17 protein-coding genes are annotated in these 18,951 nt (G+C 67.6%); 7 read left to right on the top strand and 10 right to left on the bottom strand.

Going from position 1 to position 18,951, the window contains the following annotated elements; all coding sequences use genetic code 11:
- Nucleotides 1–22: 22 nt before the first annotated feature.
- Complete coding sequence (locus JANGC3_RS0107480) at nt 23–622, bottom strand: FMN-dependent NADH-azoreductase (RefSeq protein ID WP_017875863.1); 600 nt, start codon at nt 620–622, stop codon at nt 23–25.
- A gap of 112 nt (nt 623–734) precedes the next feature.
- Between JANGC3_RS0107480 and JANGC3_RS0107475 the strand changes: the two genes are divergently transcribed.
- Nucleotides 735–1,640, top strand: coding sequence for a LysR family transcriptional regulator (locus JANGC3_RS0107475; protein ID WP_017875862.1), 906 nt, complete (start codon nt 735–737; stop codon nt 1,638–1,640).
- Nucleotides 1,641–1,685: 45 nt separating this feature from the next.
- Here the strand turns inward: JANGC3_RS0107475 and asd are convergent, their stop codons facing one another.
- Nucleotides 1,686–2,528, bottom strand: coding sequence for an archaetidylserine decarboxylase (gene asd, locus JANGC3_RS0107470; RefSeq protein WP_035787558.1), 843 nt, complete (start codon nt 2,526–2,528; stop codon nt 1,686–1,688).
- A gap of 194 nt (nt 2,529–2,722) precedes the next feature.
- On the opposite strand from asd, the gene JANGC3_RS28665 reads away from it, so the two are divergent.
- Complete coding sequence (locus tag JANGC3_RS28665; protein WP_017875860.1) at nt 2,723–4,900, top strand: TonB-dependent receptor plug domain-containing protein; 2,178 nt, start codon at nt 2,723–2,725, stop codon at nt 4,898–4,900.
- A 23-nt stretch (nt 4,901–4,923) separates the two neighbouring features.
- Here JANGC3_RS28665 and JANGC3_RS0107460 read toward each other — a convergent pair whose 3' ends face one another.
- Entirely contained in the window at nt 4,924–6,582 is a 1,659-nt protein-coding gene (locus tag JANGC3_RS0107460; RefSeq protein WP_017875859.1) for a GMC family oxidoreductase, read from the bottom strand.
- 273 nt (nt 6,583–6,855) lie between these two features.
- Between JANGC3_RS0107460 and JANGC3_RS28660 the strand changes: the two genes are divergently transcribed.
- From JANGC3_RS28660 to JANGC3_RS0107440, 4 genes are all read left to right on the top strand, one after another.
- Entirely contained in the window at nt 6,856–8,094 is a 1,239-nt protein-coding gene (locus JANGC3_RS28660; RefSeq protein WP_017875858.1) for a DEAD/DEAH box helicase, read from the top strand.
- A gap of 113 nt (nt 8,095–8,207) precedes the next feature.
- The gene (locus JANGC3_RS0107450) at nt 8,208–8,825 is read left to right on the top strand and encodes an LON peptidase substrate-binding domain-containing protein (protein WP_017875857.1); all 618 of its coding nucleotides are present in this window, start codon (nt 8,208–8,210) and stop codon (nt 8,823–8,825) included.
- A gap of 36 nt (nt 8,826–8,861) precedes the next feature.
- On the top strand, nt 8,862–10,094 hold the full coding sequence (locus JANGC3_RS0107445; protein WP_017875856.1) for a DUF445 domain-containing protein: 1,233 nt from the start codon (nt 8,862–8,864) through the stop codon (nt 10,092–10,094).
- A gap of 138 nt (nt 10,095–10,232) precedes the next feature.
- The gene (locus JANGC3_RS0107440; protein ID WP_017875855.1) at nt 10,233–10,988 is read left to right on the top strand and encodes a DNA-binding protein; all 756 of its coding nucleotides are present in this window, start codon (nt 10,233–10,235) and stop codon (nt 10,986–10,988) included.
- 108 nt (nt 10,989–11,096) lie between these two features.
- Here the strand turns inward: JANGC3_RS0107440 and JANGC3_RS28655 are convergent, their stop codons facing one another.
- From JANGC3_RS28655 to JANGC3_RS0107405, 7 genes are all read right to left on the bottom strand, one after another.
- Nucleotides 11,097–11,402, bottom strand: coding sequence for a DUF1294 domain-containing protein (locus JANGC3_RS28655; protein ID WP_017875854.1), 306 nt, complete (start codon nt 11,400–11,402; stop codon nt 11,097–11,099).
- A gap of 2 nt (nt 11,403–11,404) precedes the next feature.
- Complete coding sequence (ycaO, locus tag JANGC3_RS0107430) at nt 11,405–13,120, bottom strand: 30S ribosomal protein S12 methylthiotransferase accessory factor YcaO (protein ID WP_017875853.1); 1,716 nt, start codon at nt 13,118–13,120, stop codon at nt 11,405–11,407.
- A 205-nt stretch (nt 13,121–13,325) separates the two neighbouring features.
- Nucleotides 13,326–14,348 (bottom strand): tryptophan--tRNA ligase, encoded by a 1,023-nt coding sequence (gene trpS, locus JANGC3_RS0107425; protein WP_017875852.1) that lies wholly within the window; start codon nt 14,346–14,348, stop codon nt 13,326–13,328.
- Between the two features lie 364 nt (nt 14,349–14,712).
- Entirely contained in the window at nt 14,713–15,555 is an 843-nt protein-coding gene (locus JANGC3_RS0107420) for an EamA family transporter (protein ID WP_017875851.1), read from the bottom strand.
- 3 nt (nt 15,556–15,558) lie between these two features.
- Nucleotides 15,559–15,990, bottom strand: coding sequence for a hypothetical protein (locus JANGC3_RS28650; RefSeq protein ID WP_157406502.1), 432 nt, complete (start codon nt 15,988–15,990; stop codon nt 15,559–15,561).
- Nucleotides 15,991–16,086: 96 nt separating this feature from the next.
- Nucleotides 16,087–17,388 (bottom strand): MFS transporter, encoded by a 1,302-nt coding sequence (locus JANGC3_RS0107410; RefSeq protein ID WP_017875849.1) that lies wholly within the window; start codon nt 17,386–17,388, stop codon nt 16,087–16,089.
- Between the two features lie 49 nt (nt 17,389–17,437).
- Entirely contained in the window at nt 17,438–18,097 is a 660-nt protein-coding gene (locus JANGC3_RS0107405) for an HD domain-containing protein (protein WP_017875848.1), read from the bottom strand.
- Nucleotides 18,098–18,308: 211 nt separating this feature from the next.
- Here JANGC3_RS0107405 and JANGC3_RS0107400 point away from each other — a divergent pair, with 211 nt between their 5' ends.
- On the top strand, nt 18,309–18,818 hold the full coding sequence (locus JANGC3_RS0107400; protein ID WP_157406500.1) for a hypothetical protein: 510 nt from the start codon (nt 18,309–18,311) through the stop codon (nt 18,816–18,818).
- The last annotated feature ends 133 nt before the right edge of the window (nt 18,819–18,951 follow it).

Here is an 18,951-nt window from a genome sequence, read left to right as displayed (position 1 = left end):
GTGGCCCGTTCCCCGCCGGTATTTACACCAGCACGGCGTTGATGTCGGCGTCCGCTTGCGCCTGCGCCTTGGCCACCGCGTCGGGACCCATGCCCAGGCCTTCGGCGTAGATGAATTGCACGTCGCTCAGGCCGATTAAGTTGAGGAAGGCTTTCAGGTGCGGCACCTGGGTGTCGCTGCCGGCGTCGCGGTGCATGCCGCCGCGGGCCAGCGCGACGTAGACCTTCTTGCCCGACAGCAGGCCGACCGGTCCGGTTTCGCCGTATTTGAAGGTGACGTTGGCGCGGGCGATCGCGTCGAACCAGCTTTTCAGTTGCACGGTGATGCCGAAGTTGTACATCGGCGAGCCGATCACGATGACGTCGGCCGCCTGCACCTGGGCGATCAGGGCGTCGTCCAGCGCCACGCGGGCCGCCTGCTCGGCGTTGCGCTCGGACGGCGGCGTGAACAGCGCCTGCAGCGTCGCTTCGTCGATGACCGGGTGCGGTTGCGCGGCCAGGTCGCGCCGGCTCACGCTGGCGCCGGCGTTGGCGGCCTTGACGCGGGCGACGATGGCATCGGCCAGGCGGGTCGATTCGGAACCGCTGCTGCGGGCGCTGGAATTGATTTGCAGGATGTTCATGTGTGGTCTCCGTCGGTGGGGTTGGTGTTTCGATGGAAGAACTTTAACAGTTCCAAAACCAGTGCGGAAGCCATTAGAATGGATAACATTAAACCGATAATGGAACAATGCCATGGATTTAGACCCGAGCGACTTGCTGCTGTTCGCCCGCATCGTCGAGTGCGGCAGCTTCAGCCGCGCCGCCGAGCGCGTCGGCTTGCCGAAATCGACCGTGTCGCGCCGCATCGCGTTGCTGGAAGCCAGGCTGGGCGAGCGGCTGCTGCAACGCACCACGCGCAAGCTGGTGCTTACCGAGTTCGGCGCCAGCCTGCTGGAGCACGCCCGCAAGGTTGCCGAGGAAACCGAGGCGGCGGCCGCGCTGGTGCAGCACCGGCAATTGGCGCCCAGCGGGCGGCTGCGCATGTCGATGCCGGCCGACGTCGCCAACCTGACGATGGGGCAACTGCTGGCCGCCTTCATCAAGCGCTATCCGGACATTTCGCTGGAGCTGGACTTGTCGCCGCGGCGGGTCGATCTGCTGGCGGAGAATTTCGATTTGGCGATCCGCATGGGCGACTTGCCGGACGACGCCAGCCTGGCGGCGCGGCGCGTGGGCTTCAGCACGCTGGCCTTGTACGCGGCGCCGGCCTACACCAGCCTGCGCGGCCTGCCCGAGCAGCCGGACGACTTGTTCCAGCATGACTTGTTGAGTCTGCCGCCGACGGTCAACGGCCTGTCGCGCTGGACCCTGTTGCGCGGCAAAACGCGCTGGACCCGCGACCTGCCGACGCGCCTGCTGGCCAATTCACCCGAATTGCTGGTGCGCATGGCGTGCACCGGCATCGGCATCGCCGCCAGCACCGAGCGCTTCGCCGCGCCGTATCTGGCCAGCGGCGAACTGGTACGGGTGCTGCCGGAGTGGAGTTTCCCGACCGTGACGGGGTGGGTGGTGTTTCCGGGCCGGCGCCTGATGCCGGCCAAGACCCGCGTTTTTCTGGACATGATGGAGCAGATGTACGACGCCTCCGGCCCCACCTGAGTCGGCGGCGGCCCCCAAACCAAGGGCGCGGCGCCGGCAGGCCGACTACAGCGTCGCCATCGCCTCGCCGAGGCGCACCGGGCCGGCCGGCTGCCAGCTTGGATTGAAATGCAGCGTGTCTTTCGGGAACAGCATGACGACGGTCGAGCCCAGCAGGAAGCGGCCCATTTCCTCGCCTTTTTTCAAGCGGATGTCGCGCTCTTCGTAACTCCAGCTGCGAATCGACGGCGCCCGCGGCGGATTGACGACGCCGTGCCAGACCGTGGCCATGCTGCCGACGATGGTGGCGCCGACCAGGGTCATGACGAACGGGCCCTGGGCCGTGTCGAACACGCAGACCACGCGCTCGTTGCGGGCGAACAGGCCGGGAATGCCGCGCGCGGTGGTCGGGTTGACCGAGAACAACTCGCCCGGGACGTAGATCATGCGCGTCAGGCGCCCGTCGCACGGCATATGGATGCGGTGGTAGTCGCGCGGACTCAGGTACAGGTTGGCGAAGCTGCCGTGCTGGAACTTGGCGGCCAGTTCGCTGTCGCCGCCGACCAGCGCGGTGGTGCTGAAATTGTGTCCCTTGGCCTGGAAGATCTGGTCGTCCCGGATCGGGCCGAACTGGCTGATACGCCCGTCCACCGGGCAAATGTAGTCGGCCGCCGCCAGCGGGCGCGCGTCCGGGCGCAGCGCGCGCGTGAAGAATTCGTTGAAACTGGCGTAGTTGGCGATCTGCGGATCGAGCGCCTCGTCCATGTTGACGTCGTAGCGGCCGACGAACCAGCGGATCAGCCGGGTCGTCATCGCGCCCCCCCTGGCGCCGGCGACGCGGCCGGCGAAATTGGTCAAGGCCCCCTTGGGGAGCAGGTACTGCGGCAAAACGGCAAGACGATCGGACACGATAGGGCCTCTGACAAAGACGAAGTCGAATTATAACGGCGCGGCGCGGGGCTGGGAGCAATCCGGCGGGGCGTCCGTGCATATCTAAAGAAATATTTCCTTTAACTTAATGCAAGCGGATCAAACTGACGGACAATACCGCATTTTCTTCACCGCTATTGTTATTTATGCCCAGCCGCCACTTATCCGCCCGCTTGACGATCGCCGCCGCCGCGCTGGCCGCGTGCGGCGCCCACGCCGAGCAGGCCCCGGCCGGCGCCGAGGCGCACGCGCAGCCGCCCCAGCCCGCGACGAAGGCGGCGACGAAGCCGGCCGCCGCGCCGGCGCCGCAACGGGTCGAAATCAACGGCGCCCGCTACGACCCGCGCCGCGACGACACCGCCAGCAAGACCGTCGTTGGCAGCGAGGAAATCCTGCGCTACGGCGACACCTCGGTGCTCGACGTGCTCAAGCGCGTGCCGGGCGTCACCGTCATTGGCGGCGGCGTGCGCATGCGCGGCCTGGGCGCGGGCTATACCCAGGTCCTGCTCAACGGCGAGCGCGCGCCGGCCGGCTTCTCCATCGACGCGCTGGCGCCCGAGCTCATCGAGCGCATCGAGGTCATGCGCGCGGCCAGCGCCGAATTCAGCACCCAGGCGATCGCCGGTACGATTAACATCGTACTGCGCAAAACCATCAAGGACGCCCAGCGCGAGGCGAAAATCGCCTACGCCGGCGGCGGCACCCAACGCAGCGGGACCGGCAACCTGCAGCTGTCCGACCGCGCCGGCGCAATGTCGTATTCGCTGACCGGGGCGCTGCACCGCAACTTCTTCGACCAGCGCGGCGACACCGTGGAGAGCGGCGCCGGGGCCGACGGCACGCCGACCCTGTTGCGGCGTATCAGCGGCCAGGGCGTCGGGCGCAACGACAACCTGAACCTGGCGCCGCGCCTGAACTGGACGCTGGCCAACGGCGACACGCTGAGCTCGCAAAGTTTTGTCAACGCCAACCGCAACAGCGGCCGCGGGCGGGGCGTCCGGACCACCGAGCTGGGGCGCCCGCCGGCCTTCGAGCGCGACGAGCAGCTAGGCAGCCGGCGCGGCAATTTCGTCCGCAGCGACCTGGGCTGGACGCACACGCTGGCCGACGGCGCCAAGCTCGACCTCAAAATCGGCGCCAACGCCGGCCACAACAGCAACGCCACGCGCAGCACCGGCAGCAACGGCGGCGTGTTGGCGCGCGACAGCAGCGTGCTGGCCGTCTCGACCGAACGCGGTTTCAGCGCCACCGGCAAGTACGCCACGCCGCTGCGCGAGCGCCACGCGTTGTCGGCCGGCTGGGACGCCGGCGCCAGCCGCCGCGACGACAGCCGGCGCCAGCGCGAGCGCGACCTGCCGGGCAGCGCGCCGGTCAACAGCGACGAGGACTTCAGCGCCACGGTCGGTCGGCTGGCGCTGTACGGCCAGGACGAATGGAACGTCACGCCGCGCTGGTCGGTGTATGCCGGGCTGCGCTGGGAGGGCCAGGCCACCCGCAGCGCAAGCGCGCTCTACGACACGGTGCGCCAGCGCAACGGCGTCTGGAGTCCCTTGCTGCACACGCTGTGGAAGCTACCCAACAGCAAAGACCAGCTGCGCCTGGCGTTGACGCGCACCTACAAGGCGCCGACGACCGCCAGCTTGATCCCGCGCCGCTTCACCTCGCTCAACAACAGCCAGACCGAACCCGACCGGCGCGGCAACCCGCGGCTGCAGCCGGAACTGGCGCTGGGCCTGGACGGCTCCTACGAACACTACTGGGCCGACGGCGCGCTGCTGAGCGCGAGCGCGTCGCTGCGGCGCATCGACGGCTACACCCGCCAGGGCCTGCTGTTGGAAGGCGGCCGCTGGCTGTCGACGCCGGTCAACGACGGCCGCGCCGTCACCCGCGGCATCGAACTGGAGGCCAAACTGCCGCTGCGCGCGGTGCTCGCCGGCGCGCCGGCGATCGACCTGCGCGCCAGCGTCAGCCGCAACTGGTCGCGCGTCGACGCGGTGCCGGGGCCGGACAACCGGCTCGACCAGCAAACCCCGCTGAGCGCGGTGGCCGGCATCGACTACAAGACGGCGGGCGGGGCGTTCAGCGCCGGCGCCAGCTTCGCCTTCCGCAACGGCGGGGCGGTGCGCATCTCCGAACAGCAGCGCGCCTACGCGGCGGTGCGGCGCGACGTCGACCTGTACCTGCTGTGGAAAATCACGCCGCAACACCGGCTGCGGCTGGCGCTGGCCAACCTGCTGGGCCAGGACGACTTCAGCGCCAGCAGTTACACCGACGCCGACGGCAGCCTGGCGCGCAGCGGCACCGCCGCCAGCCCGATGGTCGCGCGCGCCACGCTGGAAATCAAGTTCTAGCGGGCCGGGCCGGGCGCCGGCGCTCAGGCGCTGTTACTCAGGCCGGCCGTCTGGCGCGGCGCCGCTTCGCCGGCCCGCGCCCGGGCGATCAGGTCGGCGGCTTTTTCGGCGATCATCACGGTCGGCGCGTTGGTGTTGCCGCCAATGAGAGTCGGCATGATCGAGGCGTCGACCACCCGCAGTCCGTCAATGCCGTGCACCCGCAGTTCGGCGTCGACCACGGCCATGGCGTCGTGGCCCATTTTGCAGGTGCCGACCGGGTGGTAGATGGTGCCGGCCTTGGCGCGGATGAAGGCGCGCAGCGCCGCGTCGCTTTGCGCCTCGGCGCCGGGGAACAGTTCCTCGCCGCGGAAGCGGTCGAAGGCCCTGGCGCCAAGTATCGCGCGGGCCGCCTTGACGCCGCGCAGCAGCGTTTCCATATCGTCCGGATGGGACAGATAGTTCGGTTCGATGCGGGCGTCGGCGTCCGGCTCGGCGCTGCTCAGGCCGATATGACCGCGGCTTTTCGGCCGCAAGTCGCACACGTGCAGCGAATAGCCGTGGCCGAACAGTGTATAGGCGGCGCGCGAGAGGTTGCGGCCGTGGTCGTCCAGGTGGGCCGGCGTGAAGTGCAATTGCAGGTCGGGGATCGGCTGCGCGGCGTCGCTTTTGATGAAACCGCCGCCCTCGGCGCCGTTGGTGGTCAGGGGGCCGTGGCGAAACAGCAGGTAGTTGAGCAGGTGCTTGCCCTGCGCCAGCACGTTGCGCAGCGAGATGCCCAGCGACACCGGTTGCACGCAGCGGTGTACCACCAGCACGTCCAGGTGGTCTTGCAGGTTCTGGCCGACGCCGGGCAACGCGTGCAGCGGCGCGATGCCATGGCGCAGCAGTTCCTGCCGCGGCCCTATGCCCGAGAGCATCAGCAATTGCGGCGAGTTGATGGCGCCGCCGCACAGGATCACTTCGCGGCGGGCGCCGATGTCGCCGCGCTGGCCGCGCTGGACGTAGGCCACGCCGCAGGCGCGCTTGCCTTCGAGCAGCACCTTGCCGGCGCGCGCGCCGGTCAGCACCGTCAGGTTGGCGCGCCCGCGCACCGGGTGCAGGTAGGCGCGCGCGACGCTCCAGCGCTCGCCGTTTTTCTGCGTCAACTGGTACAGGCCGACGCCTTCCTGGCTGGCGCCGCTAAAGTCGCCGTTGCGGACGTGGCCGGCCTCGACCGCGGCGCTCAGATAGACCGCCGACAGCAGGTTCGGCGAGCGCTGGTCGGCGACGTTGAGCGGGCCGCCGACGCCGTGGTAGTCGTTGCCGCCGCGCTCGTGGTGTTCGGCGCGCTTGAACAGCGGCAGCACGTCGGCGTAGCTCCAGCCCGGGTTGCCCAGCGCCGCCCAGTGGTCGTAGTCGTGCGCGTGGCCGCGCGTGTAGACCATGGCGTTGCTGGAACTGCTGCCGCCCAGCGTCTTGCCGCGCGGCCAGTACAGGCGCCGCTGGTTCAGCTGCGCCTGCGGCTCGGTGTAGTAGCGCCAGTTCAGCACCTTGCTGAGCATCATGAACACGATGCCGATCGGCAGGCGGATGCAGGGGTGCGTGTCGGCCGGGCCGGCCTCGAGCAGGCAGACCGACACCGCCGGGTCGGCCGACAAGCGGTTCGCCAGCACGCAGCCGGCCGAGCCGCCGCCGACAATAATATAGTCATAAGTTGCCATGCCGTTTCCTCGCTACCGTGGTTGTGCGCCGCGCCTTGTATTGGATCGTGTTGCTTTCGATAATACAAGCATTCTGCGCAGACTGCGGCCGATAGGCGCCGTTTGGCTCGCCGGGTCATGCCGGCGCGGCGCGGCGGGGCAGGCGTGCGGCCGGCAGGTCGGCGTCGAACCCGGCGGGCCGGCCATGCCCTATAATCTTGCTTTGGGCGCCGCAGCCCCCCCCTGCGCGCCAGCTCCCACACCGTAATATTTGTTTTCAAGGTTGTAAATTCAATGACGTTCCTCTCCCTCGGCCTTATCGATCCCCTGCTGCGCACACTTGACGAACTCGGCTACCAGAAGCCGACGCCGGTGCAGGCCAAGGCCATTCCGGCCGTGCTGGCCGGGCGCGACCTGATGGCCGCGGCGCAGACCGGCACCGGTAAAACCGCCGGCTTCGCGCTGCCGTTGTTGCAGCGCCTGACCATGGAAGGGCAGGTGGCGCCGCAGTCGGTGCGCACGCTGGTGCTGGTGCCGACGCGCGAACTGGCCGAGCAAGTCTACGAAAGCTTCCGCACCTACGGCGGCAACCTGCCGCTGCGCTGCTTCGTCGCCTACGGCGGCGTCGCCATCGAACCGCAGCTGAGCAAATTGCGCAAAGGGTTGGACGTGCTGGTGGCCACGCCGGGCCGCCTGCTCGACCTGTACGGCCAGAACGCCATCAAATTCGAGCAATTGCAAACGCTGGTGCTGGACGAGGCCGACCGCATGCTCGACCTGGGTTTTTCGCGCGAACTGGAGCAGATTTTCGCGGCGCTGCCGAAGCAGCGCCAGACCCTGCTGTTCTCGGCCACCTTCTCGGAGCCGATCCGCGCCATGGCCGGCAAACTGCTGCGCGACCCGCTCAGCATTGAAGTGAGTCCGCGCAACAGCACGGTCAAAAGCGTCAAGCAGTGGATGATTCCGTGCGACAAAAAGCGCAAACCCGAATTGTTTTGCCACCTGCTCAAGAAAAAGCGCTGGGGCCAGGTGTTGGTATTCGTGAAAACCCGCAAGGGCGTCGAGCAACTGGTCGGCCACCTGTTGGCGCAGGGCATCAGCGCCGACGCCATCCACGGCGACAAGACCCAGCCCAACCGGCTGCGCGCGCTGGCCCGCTTCAAGGCGGCCGACGTGCAGGTGCTGGTGGCAACCGACGTCGCCGCGCGCGGCCTCGACATCGACGATCTGCCGCATGTGGTCAACTTCGACCTGCCGACCGTGGCGGAAGACTACATCCACCGCATCGGCCGCACCGGCCGCGCCGGCGCCAGCGGCGAGGCGGTTTCGCTGGTGTGCGCCGACGAGGTCGAGCTGCTGGCGGCGGTCGAAGCGCTGACCCGGCAAACCCTGCGCCGCATCGACGAGCCGGACTTCGAGGCGGAGCACCGGGTGCCGGCGACGGCGCCCGGCGGCACCGTGGTCAAGAAAGTACTCAAGGACATGGCGCCGAAAGCGGCCGAGCGCGCCGGCAAGCGCCGCTTCTACCGCTAAACGCCCAAGCGCCGCTGACCCAGGGGTGACGCCCCTGGTTTGCGGTCGGCGCCGGCGTCGCGCTCGCCCAACAGCCGGCGCGCACGAAATGTCCATTCGTGCCATCATGGGCAATGGCATCGATTCCCTTGTTCCCGCTCAATACGGTCCTGTTTCCCGACGGCCACTTGCCCTTGCAGGTGTTCGAGGTGCGCTATCTGGACATGGTCAGTAAATGCATCGCCGCCGACCAGCCCTTCGGCGTCGTCGCCCTGCTCGCCGGGGCCGAGGTGCGCAAGCCCGACCAGTTGGAGACGCTCAGCGAGGTCGGTACGCTGGCCCGGGTGGTCGACTGGGACGCGCCGCTGGCCGGCCTGCTGCACGTGCGGTGCGTTGGCGCCGAGCGTTTCCGCCTGCGCGCCAGCGAGCGCCTGAAGAACGGCCTGTGGATGGCCGAGGTGCGGATGCTGGCGCCGGACAAGGTCGTGGCCATTCCGCCCGAGCTGCAAAACGTCGCCAACGCCCTCGGCGCGCTGATCCGTTCATTGCAGCAACGTCAGATTGCCGCGGCGAAGATGCCGCTGGCGCCGCCGTTCAAACTCGACGAGTGCGGCTGGGTTGCCAATCGCTGGTGCGACTTGCTGTCGCTCGACGTCGGCCAGAAGCAGCGCCTGCTGGTGCAGGAAAATCCGGTGTTGCGGCTGGAACTGGTCCAGGACTTGCTCTCGGAAAACGGCTTGCTGCTGGAATAGCCGGAACGAAGCGGCGCCGCCGACGGAAGGCAGATCATGCAAGAACGCCAGCAGCTGGCCCAACTGAACAGGATGCGCGGCATCGCCACCGGCTTGCTGGTGCTGATGGCGGTATTGTTCGTCGTTTCGCGCCTGCTGCGGGCGCGCCACCCGGCCTTCGTCATCGTCGGCGCTTTCGCCGAGGCGGCGATGGTGGGCGCGCTGGCCGACTGGTTCGCCGTCACGGCGCTGTTCCGCCATCCGCTCGGCTTGCCGATTCCGCACACCGCCATCATTCCACGCAACAAGGAGCGCATCGGCGAGAGCATCGCCAGTTTCCTTGAACACAATTTTCTCACGCGCGAGGTGGTCGGCGAGGAGTTGGCGCGGGTCGACTTCGCCGGCGCGGCGGCGCGCTGGCTGGCGCGCGACGGCAACGCCCGCGCCATCGCCGGCCAGGTGGCGGCGGCGCTGCCGGCACTGCTGCGCCTGGTCGAGGACGAGCAGGCGGCCCGCTTCATGCGCAGCGCGCTGTCCGGCGCGATGAAGGATGTCAAGTTTGCGCCGCTGCTGGCGCAGGTGCTGGCGGTGCTGGTGGCCGGCGGCCAGCACCACGTGCTGCTTGAACGGATCCTCGGCATCGTCGCGCGGGCGCTGGAGGAGAACCGCCCGTACATCCGCCAAAAAGTCCATGAAAACAGTCCGCGTTGGCTGCCCAAGGCGGTCGACGAAAAATTCTTCGAGCGCCTGATGGAGGGCGTGCAGGCGATCCTGGGTGAAATCCAGGGCGCGGACAGCGAGTGGCGCGCGCGCTTCCACAGCGCCACCGAGGAGTTGATCGCCAACCTGGCCACCTCGCCCGAGTACGAAGAGAAGTTGCAAGGCTTGGTCGGCCACAGCCTCGGCCATCCGCTGTTTCGCGGCTACGCCGGCCAGGTTTGGCGGGATGTCAAGCAGCGCCTGCTGGCCGACGCGACGGCGGCCGATTCGCGCCTGGCCGGCGGCGCCGAGCAGGCGCTGCGGGTGTTCAGCCGGGCGCTGAGCGACGACGCGGCGATCCGCCGCAAGCTCAACGTGTGGATTCGGGCGGTGCTGGTCGACACCGTCGTCGAGCGGCGCGACGTGATCGTGGCGGTGGTCCGGCGCGCCATCGGCAACTGGGACGCCGACACGGTGGCGCGCAAGTTCGAACTGCACGTCGGCAAGGACCTGCAGTATATCCGCATCAACGGCACCCTGGTCGGCGGCCTGGTCGGCCTGGCGCTGCACGCCGTTTCCCGCTTCCTGTAGTTTTTTCGGCCGGCGCGCCGCATGTTGCCGGCCGGCGCGCTTTCTTGTTGCGATATGGTAATAATCACCGAGAATAACTTTACGCCTTTTGACGCCGTATATAAGATAGCAAACATTAACCAACTCGATGAGCACATTATGATCGGACGCGAAGTAAAAATTACCGCCGAGCAAGTCGGCGCCGCCGCCGAGGCGCTCCAGGCCAATGGCGTCAAGGTGACTTCGCGGGCGCTGCGCGAACAGATGGGCAATATTGGATGCCTGGGAACGATCAGCAAGCTGTGGCAGCGCAAGAAATCGGCCACGCAGCGCCAAGTGGCGGCGGTGGCCGACCTGTCGCCGGTGTTGCGGCGGGCGATACTCGATTTCGTCGGCCAAGAGGTGGCCGCGAGCAGCGCCGTGCTGGAGGGGGAGATGGCCGAGCACATGCAGGAGGCGTCCGACCTGGCGACGGAGAACGAGCGCCAGTTGGAGTTGATCGACACCCAGAGCGGCGAGCTGGAGGCCTTGAAGGAAGAGCTGGAGCGCGAACGCGTGGTGGCGGGGCAGGCGCGCACCGATCTGGCGAAGGCGCAGTTGCGCCTGGAAAGCCTGCCGCGGCTGGAGGCGGCGGCCGAGCAGGCGCGCATGGACCTGGCCAAGGCGCAGTTCAAGTTGGAGGATATTCCCCGGCTGGAAGAGGCGGCCGAGCTGGCGCGCGCCGAGTTGATCGAAGCGCAACTGCGGCTGGAGGGGATGGGCCGCGTCGAAGCCGAGCTGGCCGCCACCAAAGTCTTGCTGGAAGCGGAGCGCGACGAACTGGGCGAAGTGAAGGCCGAGCTGGACGAGGAGCGCGACTTGCGCATCAAGGCGCAGCAATTCATCGTCGACCCGATTTTCAAGAAGCAAGCCTAGCCGGCCTCGACGTCGAGCCGATGAAAAGCAAGGGCGTCAGCCCGGGGGCGGACCTTCAGGTCCGACCCCGGCTCTTTGCCCTGGGTAGGTATGCCGCCAGCGGCCCGTTCAACGGGCCGGCACCGCATAGCCGACGGCCGCCAACGCGGCCACGTTCAGCGCCACCGTCCCCCAAAACTTCCAGCGAAACGAGGCCTTGCTCGACTTGTGCCGCAGCCACTGCTGCGCCAGCACGGCGCCGGGCCAGCCGCAGGCCAGGCCGAGCAGCAGCAGCGTGCGCTCCGGCGTGCGGCGGCGCTTCGCCTTGGCGGCGGACTTGTCGACGGCGTAGGCGATGAAGCACAGCGCGCTGGCGAACAGGTAGGTCGCCGCCACCCAGTAGGGCAGGCCCCAGCCCGGCGCCGCGTCGCCCACGCTTAGCGGTCGGCCGCGAACAGCTTGTCGTAGGCCGCCAGCAGCGTCTGGTGCATCGCGCTGCCTTCGAAATCCACGCCCAGGGTTTCCAGGCCGAAGAAACGCTCGCTGCGCTCCAGCAGCGCTTCGGCCTGGCGCACGGTTTCCGCGCCGTACAGCATGACCAGCGAACGGCGGTAGTTGTCCACGTCCCCGACGTTGAGGATGCTTTCGATGCAGCGGTACACCAGGCGGCGCGCCGGCGCCAGATCCTTGAAGTGGTGGATCCAGTCGCAACCTTCGAGGATCGCTTCCTTGTCGCCGACCGCCAAGGCCAGCAGCGTCTTCAGTTCGCCGATGCGCAACTGTTTCCACGGCGTGCCCAGCGGAACGGCCAGGCCCAGCACTTCCCACAGCGGCCGCTCGTCGTTCAGGTTCGACGTTTGCAAGTCGGCCAGCAATGCCTCGGCCTCGTCCTCGCTCAAGTCGTGCAGGCGCACCAGTTGCGAACGCATGCCGTTGCCGATGCTGTTGTTTTCCCATTCCAGGTCTTCGACCGGATAGATTTCGGACATGCCCGGCACCAGGATGCGGCAGCTATACGCGCCTTGCTCGCTGAAGTCGGCGACGTAGATATCCTTGCCTTCGCCGTGGATGCAGTCGACCAGCCACTGGTAGTCTTCGGCCGTGGTGTTGCTGAAGTTCCAGTCGGCGAACGGGAAGTCCGGCGTGTCGCCCATGAAGTTCCAGCTGATCACGCCGCTCGAATCGACGAAGTGGATTTCCAGGTTGGCGACGGCGTTGATCTCGTCCATGTCGAAGCCCGGCTCCGGGAAGCCTTCCAGCGAGTCGAGCGCGCGGCCCTGCAGCAATTCGGTCATGGCGCGCTCCAGCGCGATTTCAAAGCGCGGGTGCGCGCCATAGCTGGAGAACACGCCCTGGTCCTTCGGATGCACCAGCGTCACGTTCATCACCGGGTACTTGCCGCCCAGCGAGGCGTCCTTGACCAGGATGCCGAAGCCGGCCTTGCGCAAACCGGCGATGCCGGCCTGGATGCTCGGGAAGCGGGCGATGACCTCGTCCGGCACTTCCGGCAGGCACAGGCCTTCGGCGATGATGCGGTATTTGATGGCGCGCTCGAAAATTTCCGACAGCGCCTGGGTGCGCGCCTCCATCAGCGTGTTGCCGGCGGCCATGCCGTTGCTGACGTACAAGTTGCCGATGATGTTGACCGGGATCAGGGCTTGGCTGTCGTCGCGCAGGCGGGTGTACGGCAGCGCGCAGATGCCGCGCTCGACGTTGCCCGAGTTCAGGTCGACCAGCACGTCGTCGCCGATGTCGCCTTCGGGGTTGTAGAAGGCGTGCAGGTCGGCGTTGAGGATCCCGGCCGGCCACTTGCCGTCTTCGGTCGGGGCGAACCAGCGCTCTTGCGGATAATGCACGAACGGCCGCTTGGCGCGCGTTTCACCGAGGTAGAAGTGGGTCCAGAAATAGTGCGTGCCGAGGCGTTCGAAGAATTCGCCATAGGCGCTGGCGCGGGCCGCTAGCTCGGTCGCGCCCTTGCCGTTGGAGAACAGCATCGGGCAGTCGTTGTCCTTCATATGGGTCGACCAGATGCCGTCGACTTCGTGCAGCAGCGACGACTCGTTGAGTTTGAAGCCGCGCGCCGCCAGCTTCTTCTGCATGGTGTCGATGGTCGATTCGAGGGCGGCGTCTTTGCCGATAATAAAGGTTTGCATGCGGATTCTCACTGAATGGGGACGGGCGGACGAACGAGCCGGGTATTTTACCTTACTGCGGGGAATTGCCGGGGAGTTAAGCAAAACCGCTGGCGTCGATCGGAGGTCGGATTAGCGGCAGCGTAAGCCGACGCGGAGCCGCCGCCGACGCCGGAAAACCAAGCTTGCGCCGCGCCTGTTAGTGAGGCGCGCGGCGGGCGAAAAATCAGAAGTAGCTCAAACCCAGCGCGGCCTTGACTTCGTCGGCGGTCTTGGCCGCCACTTCGCGCGCCTTGTAGGTGCCCTCCTTGAGGATTTGCAGGATGTAGCCGCGGTCCTTGGCCAGCTCTTCACGGCGGGCGCGGATCGGCGCCAGCAGTTCCTGCAGGCACGCTTCCAGGCGGGCCTTGACGACGGTGTCGCCCAGGCCGCCGCGCTGGTAGTGCGCCTTCATCTCGGCCAGGCCGGCCGGGTCCAGGTCGAAGGCGTCGAGGTAGGTGAAGGCGACGTTGCCCTCGACGTGGCCGGGGTCTTGCACGCGCAGGTGCAGCGGGTCGGTGTAGACCTTCTTGACGGCGGCGCGGATCTCGTCGGCGCTGGCGCCCAGGTTGATGGTGTTGCCGAGCGACTTGCTCATCTTGGCCTTGCCGTCGATGCCGGGCAGGCGGCCGATTTCCGGCACCAGCGCCTTGCACTCGACCAGCACTTCGCGGTCGGCGACGCGGTTGAAGCGGCGCACGATTTCATTGGTCTGCTCGATCATCGGGATCTGGTCCTCGCCGACCGGCACCAGCGACGCCTTGAAGGCGGTGATGTCGGCCGCCTGGCTGGCCGGATACGTCAGGAAGCCGGCCGGGATGTCGCGCTCGAAGCCGCGCAGGCGGATCTCTTCCTTGACCGTCGGGTTGCGTTCGAGGCGGGCGACGGTGACGATGTTCAGGTAATAAAAGGTCAGCTCGGCCAGTTCCGGAATCTGCGACTGGATCAGGATGGTCGACTTGGCCGGGTCGATGCCGACGGCCAGGTAGTCCAGCGCCACCTCGACGACGTTGCGGTGCACCTTGCCGGTGTCGTCCATGTTGTCGGTCAGCGCCTGGGCGTCGGCCAGCATGATGTATTGCCGGTAGTCGTGCTGGTAGGCGACGCGGTTGCGCAGGCTGCCGACGAAGTGGCCCAGGTGGAGCGGACCGGTCGGGCGGTCGCCGGTCAGGATGACGGACGGGGAAGTAGGCTGGGTTGGCAAGCTCATCGGGGTTCCTTTCGGTCGCCCCCATCAAGCCGCGCGAAACAACAACGCCACCTGATCGAGGCGGCGTTGATAAAAAATCACATCACAATGAAGTGGCCGCGCGCTGAGAGCGGGACCACCAATTCAAGCAAGCGCGATGTGATTCAAATGATTTCATGGCGGTATGGTTGCAGTTTGCCGCCGGTCTGTCAAGCGCTTGCGCCGGATCATTGCCGATGCGGGACCGCAAACGCCGGCTGCTCCCCGTCCCGTGCAATGCCAAACTTGTGGTTCTGGTGTTCGTGCTGGAAGCAGAGCGAGGTTTAGCCGGCGCGGTGTCGCATTGCTTGCCGTACGCGACGTCGGGCGTCGCTTTCCGGCAAGCTCATGCCAGCCGCATCGCCGCCGCGCCGCAGGCGACCAGGCCGATGGCCACGTAGCGGCGCGGGCTGATTGTCTCGCGCAGGAAAACGCCAGCGATGGCGAGGGCGAACAGGATCGCCGTTTCGCGCAGCGCCGCGATGCTCGCCACCGGCGCCTGCGTCATCGCCCACAGCGCCAGGCCGTAGGAGGCCAGCGTGCCGGCGCCGCCGAGCGCACCTAGGCGCCAGTTGCCGCGCGCATAGTCCAACAGCGCGGCGCGGCGGGTCGCCAGGGTCCAGCCCAGCAGCGCGCCGCCGGTCAGCAGGAAAATCCACATCGTGTAGGCGGCCGGTGCGCCGGAGCGGCGCACGCCGACGCCGTCGATCAGCGTGTAGGCGGCGATCACGCCGGCGTTCAGCAGCGCGTACGCGCTGCCGCGGCGCGCCGCCGCGCCCTTCGCGGCGCCACCGACATACAGGCCGAGAATGCCGGCGCAGATGCAGGCGACGGCCAGCGCCTGCCGGGCCGACAGGTGCTCGCCGATCAGCGGGCCGCTGGCCAGCGCCACCAGCAACGGCGCGCTGCCGCGCATCAGGGGGTAGGCCTGGCTCATGTCGGCGCCGCGGTAGGCCGCCGCCAGCAGCGCGTAGTAGGCCAGTTGCGCCAACGCCGAGGCCGCCAGGAAGGGCCAGCTGGCCGGCGCCGGCGGCGCCAGCATCGGCAAGCCCAGCGCCGCGATCATGGCGGCCCCGGCGGCCACCAGCACGGTCGTCAGGAAGGTGTCCTTGCCGGCCTTGACGATGGCGTTCCAGCTGGCGTGTAGCAGGGCCGCGAAGAGGACGATGGCGACGACGTGGCTGGGCATTGTTCAGCGCGGCCGGATGTTGCCGAACAAAATCTCCGCACGGTAGTCCTGCACGCTGTGGATCGGCGCGCGCGCGCTGTGCACCGAGATCAGCGGCGGCCGGTTGCCGAGCAGCGGCACGAACCGGCCGTGCTGGTCGCGCCGCGGCGTGCCGCTGGCCGGAATCAGCACTTCGGCCGAGCCGATCTCGTACATCACTTCGAGGCGGGCGCGCGACGCCGCCGAGAAGACGACGTTGCAAGCGGCCTTGGCGCCGAGGCCGCGCAGCAGCTGCGGATAGATGCCGCCGATGGCGTTCGGGCTGACGACGACGCTCAGGCCGATCGGCGCGACCGGCACGATGATGTCGCGCGAGCAATCGGCCCAGCCCAGCGGGGGCGCCGCCAGGCCGAATAAGGCCAGCGCGCGGCGCAAAGGGGAGGAAGAGTGTGCCATAGCTGTGCATCCATGCGGTGACGCGGAATCGGGACTGCGCTGTGCTCTGTGTATCGTTGTCGATTTGTTGTTAAATCGCACGATCTTGGCGCGCCGTCACGGCGCCAGTTCGCGCGCCGCCCGGCGCGCGTCGAAATAGCGCCAAGCCACGACGATGGCCAGCGCCTGCATCGCCGAGCAGACGAAAAAGCTGCTGCCGATGCGCCAGTCGTTGGCCGGCAGGTGGCTCACCTCGCCCAGGATCACGCTGCCCACCAGCGGCATGACGACGACGCCGAGGCTGCTGATCGATTGCAGCGAGCCCATCAACTCGCCCTGTTCGTGCGCCTCGGCCGACTTCGAAATCAGGCCCTGCAGCGCGGGTGCGGCGGCGAACGCCAGCAGGTTACACAGGATGAATACGTACATCATCCAGCCCTCGGTCGCCAGGCCGTACAGCAGGAAGGTGATGCAGCCGGAGCTCATGCCCAGCAGCGCCAGGCGGACTTCGCCGAAGCGCTTGATCAGCGGCCCCAGCAGCGCGGCCTGCACCACCGCCGCGCACAGGCCGACGCAAAACAGGGCGATGCCGTTTTCGCGCGGACTCCAGTCGAAGCGGAAGTGGGTGTACAGCACCCAGGTCGACTGCAACATCATCTGGGCGAAGGTCATGATGCCGAAGGCCACCACCAGGCCGCGGATTTCGGTGCGCCGGCCCAGCTTGGCCAGCGCCGCGAACGGGTTGACGGCCGTCAGCTTGAACGGCGCGCGCTGCGCCGGCGCCAGCGATTCCGGCACGTACAGATAGCCGTACAACAGGTTGCCGGCCGACAGCGCGGCGGCGACGAAAAACGGCAGTTGCAGGTTGACCGAGCCGAGCAGGCCGCCCAGCATCGGCCCGCATATGAAGCCCAGGCCGAAGGCGGCGCCGACCTTGCCGAAGCTCTTGGCGCGGTTCTCGCGCGTCGAGATGTCGGAGGCGTAGGCCGAGGCGACCGACATGCTGGCCGACGAGATGCCGCCGATGACGCGGCCGATGAACAGGCAGGCCAGGTTCGGCGCCAAGCCGGTGGCCAGGAAGTTCAGGCACATGCCGGCCATCGAGTACATCAGCACCGGGCGCCGCCCGACGCGGTCGCTGATGGCGCCCAGCATCGGCATGAAGACGAATTGCAGCAAGCCGAAGACGGCCGCCAGCACGCCGAACCAGAGCGCCTGGGCGTCGCGGCCGGCGACGAACTCGCCCACCAGAATCGGCAGCACCGGCACCACCAGGCCGATGCCGAGCATGTCGATGAAGACGCAGACCAGGACGAAATTGAGGTTGCCGGCCGATGCGGGCGCGGCCGCGGCGCTGGCGTCGTCGCGCGTATGGCTGGTGCCGTTGGTGCCGCTGGTGCCGCTGGTGTCAGGTGTCATAAGGTCGAAGTAGTGGTTCGGGGGGCGGCGCGGCGCAGGCGGCCGCGCCTCAGGGCGTGGCCGGGCTGGTGGCCCACTCGTTGATGAAGTCGTCGCGGAAGGCCGTCAACAGGGCGAGCCGGGCCTGCGCCAAGCGCCGCCCTGCGCCGGTTTGCATCTTGCCCGGCAGCGTGGCCAGCTTGGTCTCAATATGGTCGAGCGAAAAGGCGCGGTCGTCGAGCTCGCGGTGCAGCGCCATCGGGTCGTCGGCGTGCGCCAGCGCGCAACCCATGCGTCCGGCCGTGTAGAACATGCGCGCCAAGCCGACGGCGCCGAGCGCGTCGATGCGGTCGGCGTCCTGGACGATCTTCGCCTCGATCGTCTCCGGCGTCAGCGCGGCGGAAAAACTGTGGGTCTCGATGGCGTGGGCGACGCCGGCCAGCTTGTCGACCGGAAAGCCGAGCGCGCTCAGGCGCGTCTGCGCCAGCCGGGCCGCCTGGCGCGACGCCAAATGGCGCTGCGGATGGTTTTTCGGTAAATTGACCAGGTCGTGCAAATAGCAGGCCGCCAGCACGATCAGGGCGTCGGCGCCGCGATGCTCCTCGAGCAAGATGGCGGCGTTGCGCCAGACCCGGTGCAGATGGTTGAGGTCGTGCGCGCCGTCCTCGCCAACGGCGCCGCCGGCCAGCGCGGTCAGGCGCGGGTGCCAATTGCTTAGCTGTGTATCCATGTTTTTTGTCTGCTCGCGTGAATGATTGTGCGGCGTAATTGTGGCATGAAACGGCGCAACTCAATGGCCGTCCGGCACGCTATTTGCGTCTTTTTTATGTGCGCGGCGACATGCGCGCCGACCACGGATACATTATAAATTTGCAAATTCCACTAATATTAAGCAAAATGTAACTATTGCTGATGTACGTTAATATCCCAAGGAAATGAACATGCGAATTTTCGCCTGTGTTGCGGCCGCGCTTGTTCTGTGTTGCCAGCATGCGAAGGGCATCGACGACACGCCCGCCCAGTTCACGCTGCGCGACGGCGAAGCCCGCACCGGGCCGTATATACGGCGCGACGCGGCGGCCGGCGGGGTGGCGCCGAAGCGCCGCTACACCGACTTGAGCGTCGAGGACAAGCGCGCCCGGCGCGCCGCCTACCACGGCATGGCGGCCGACGACGAGCCGCCGTTCCCCGCCAACGGCATGGCGCGCCTGCAAAACAGCATCCGCGCGGCCCAGCGGCGCTTGCCGGAGCGGGGGCCGCTGCGGATGGTGGTCAGGGTCGACAGCAGGGGCGACGCCAGCGCGGTCGAGATCCTGCGTTCGCCCGGCGACAAAACCAGCAAACTGGCGGCCACGGTGCTGATGGCGGAAAAATACAAGCCGGGCCTGTGCCGCGGCGTCCCCTGCGCCATGGAGTTCGCCTATTCGGCCGAATTCCCGCACCTGCGCTAAGCGCGGCGCCGGTCGGCGGCCTGGCTTGGCGCGTGTCGGGCCGGCCGCCGGCCCAGCGTGCAATTGCTGGGAGGAATTATTTCGCTAGGAAAGCCTTTCCATTTGCGGTAACATTGCCGATCGGCAATTAACC

The organism is Janthinobacterium sp. CG3, from assembly GCF_000344615.1.
Taxonomy (GTDB): domain Bacteria; phylum Pseudomonadota; class Gammaproteobacteria; order Burkholderiales; family Burkholderiaceae_D; genus Janthinobacterium.
This window is presented reverse-complemented; position numbering and strand designations above follow the sequence as displayed.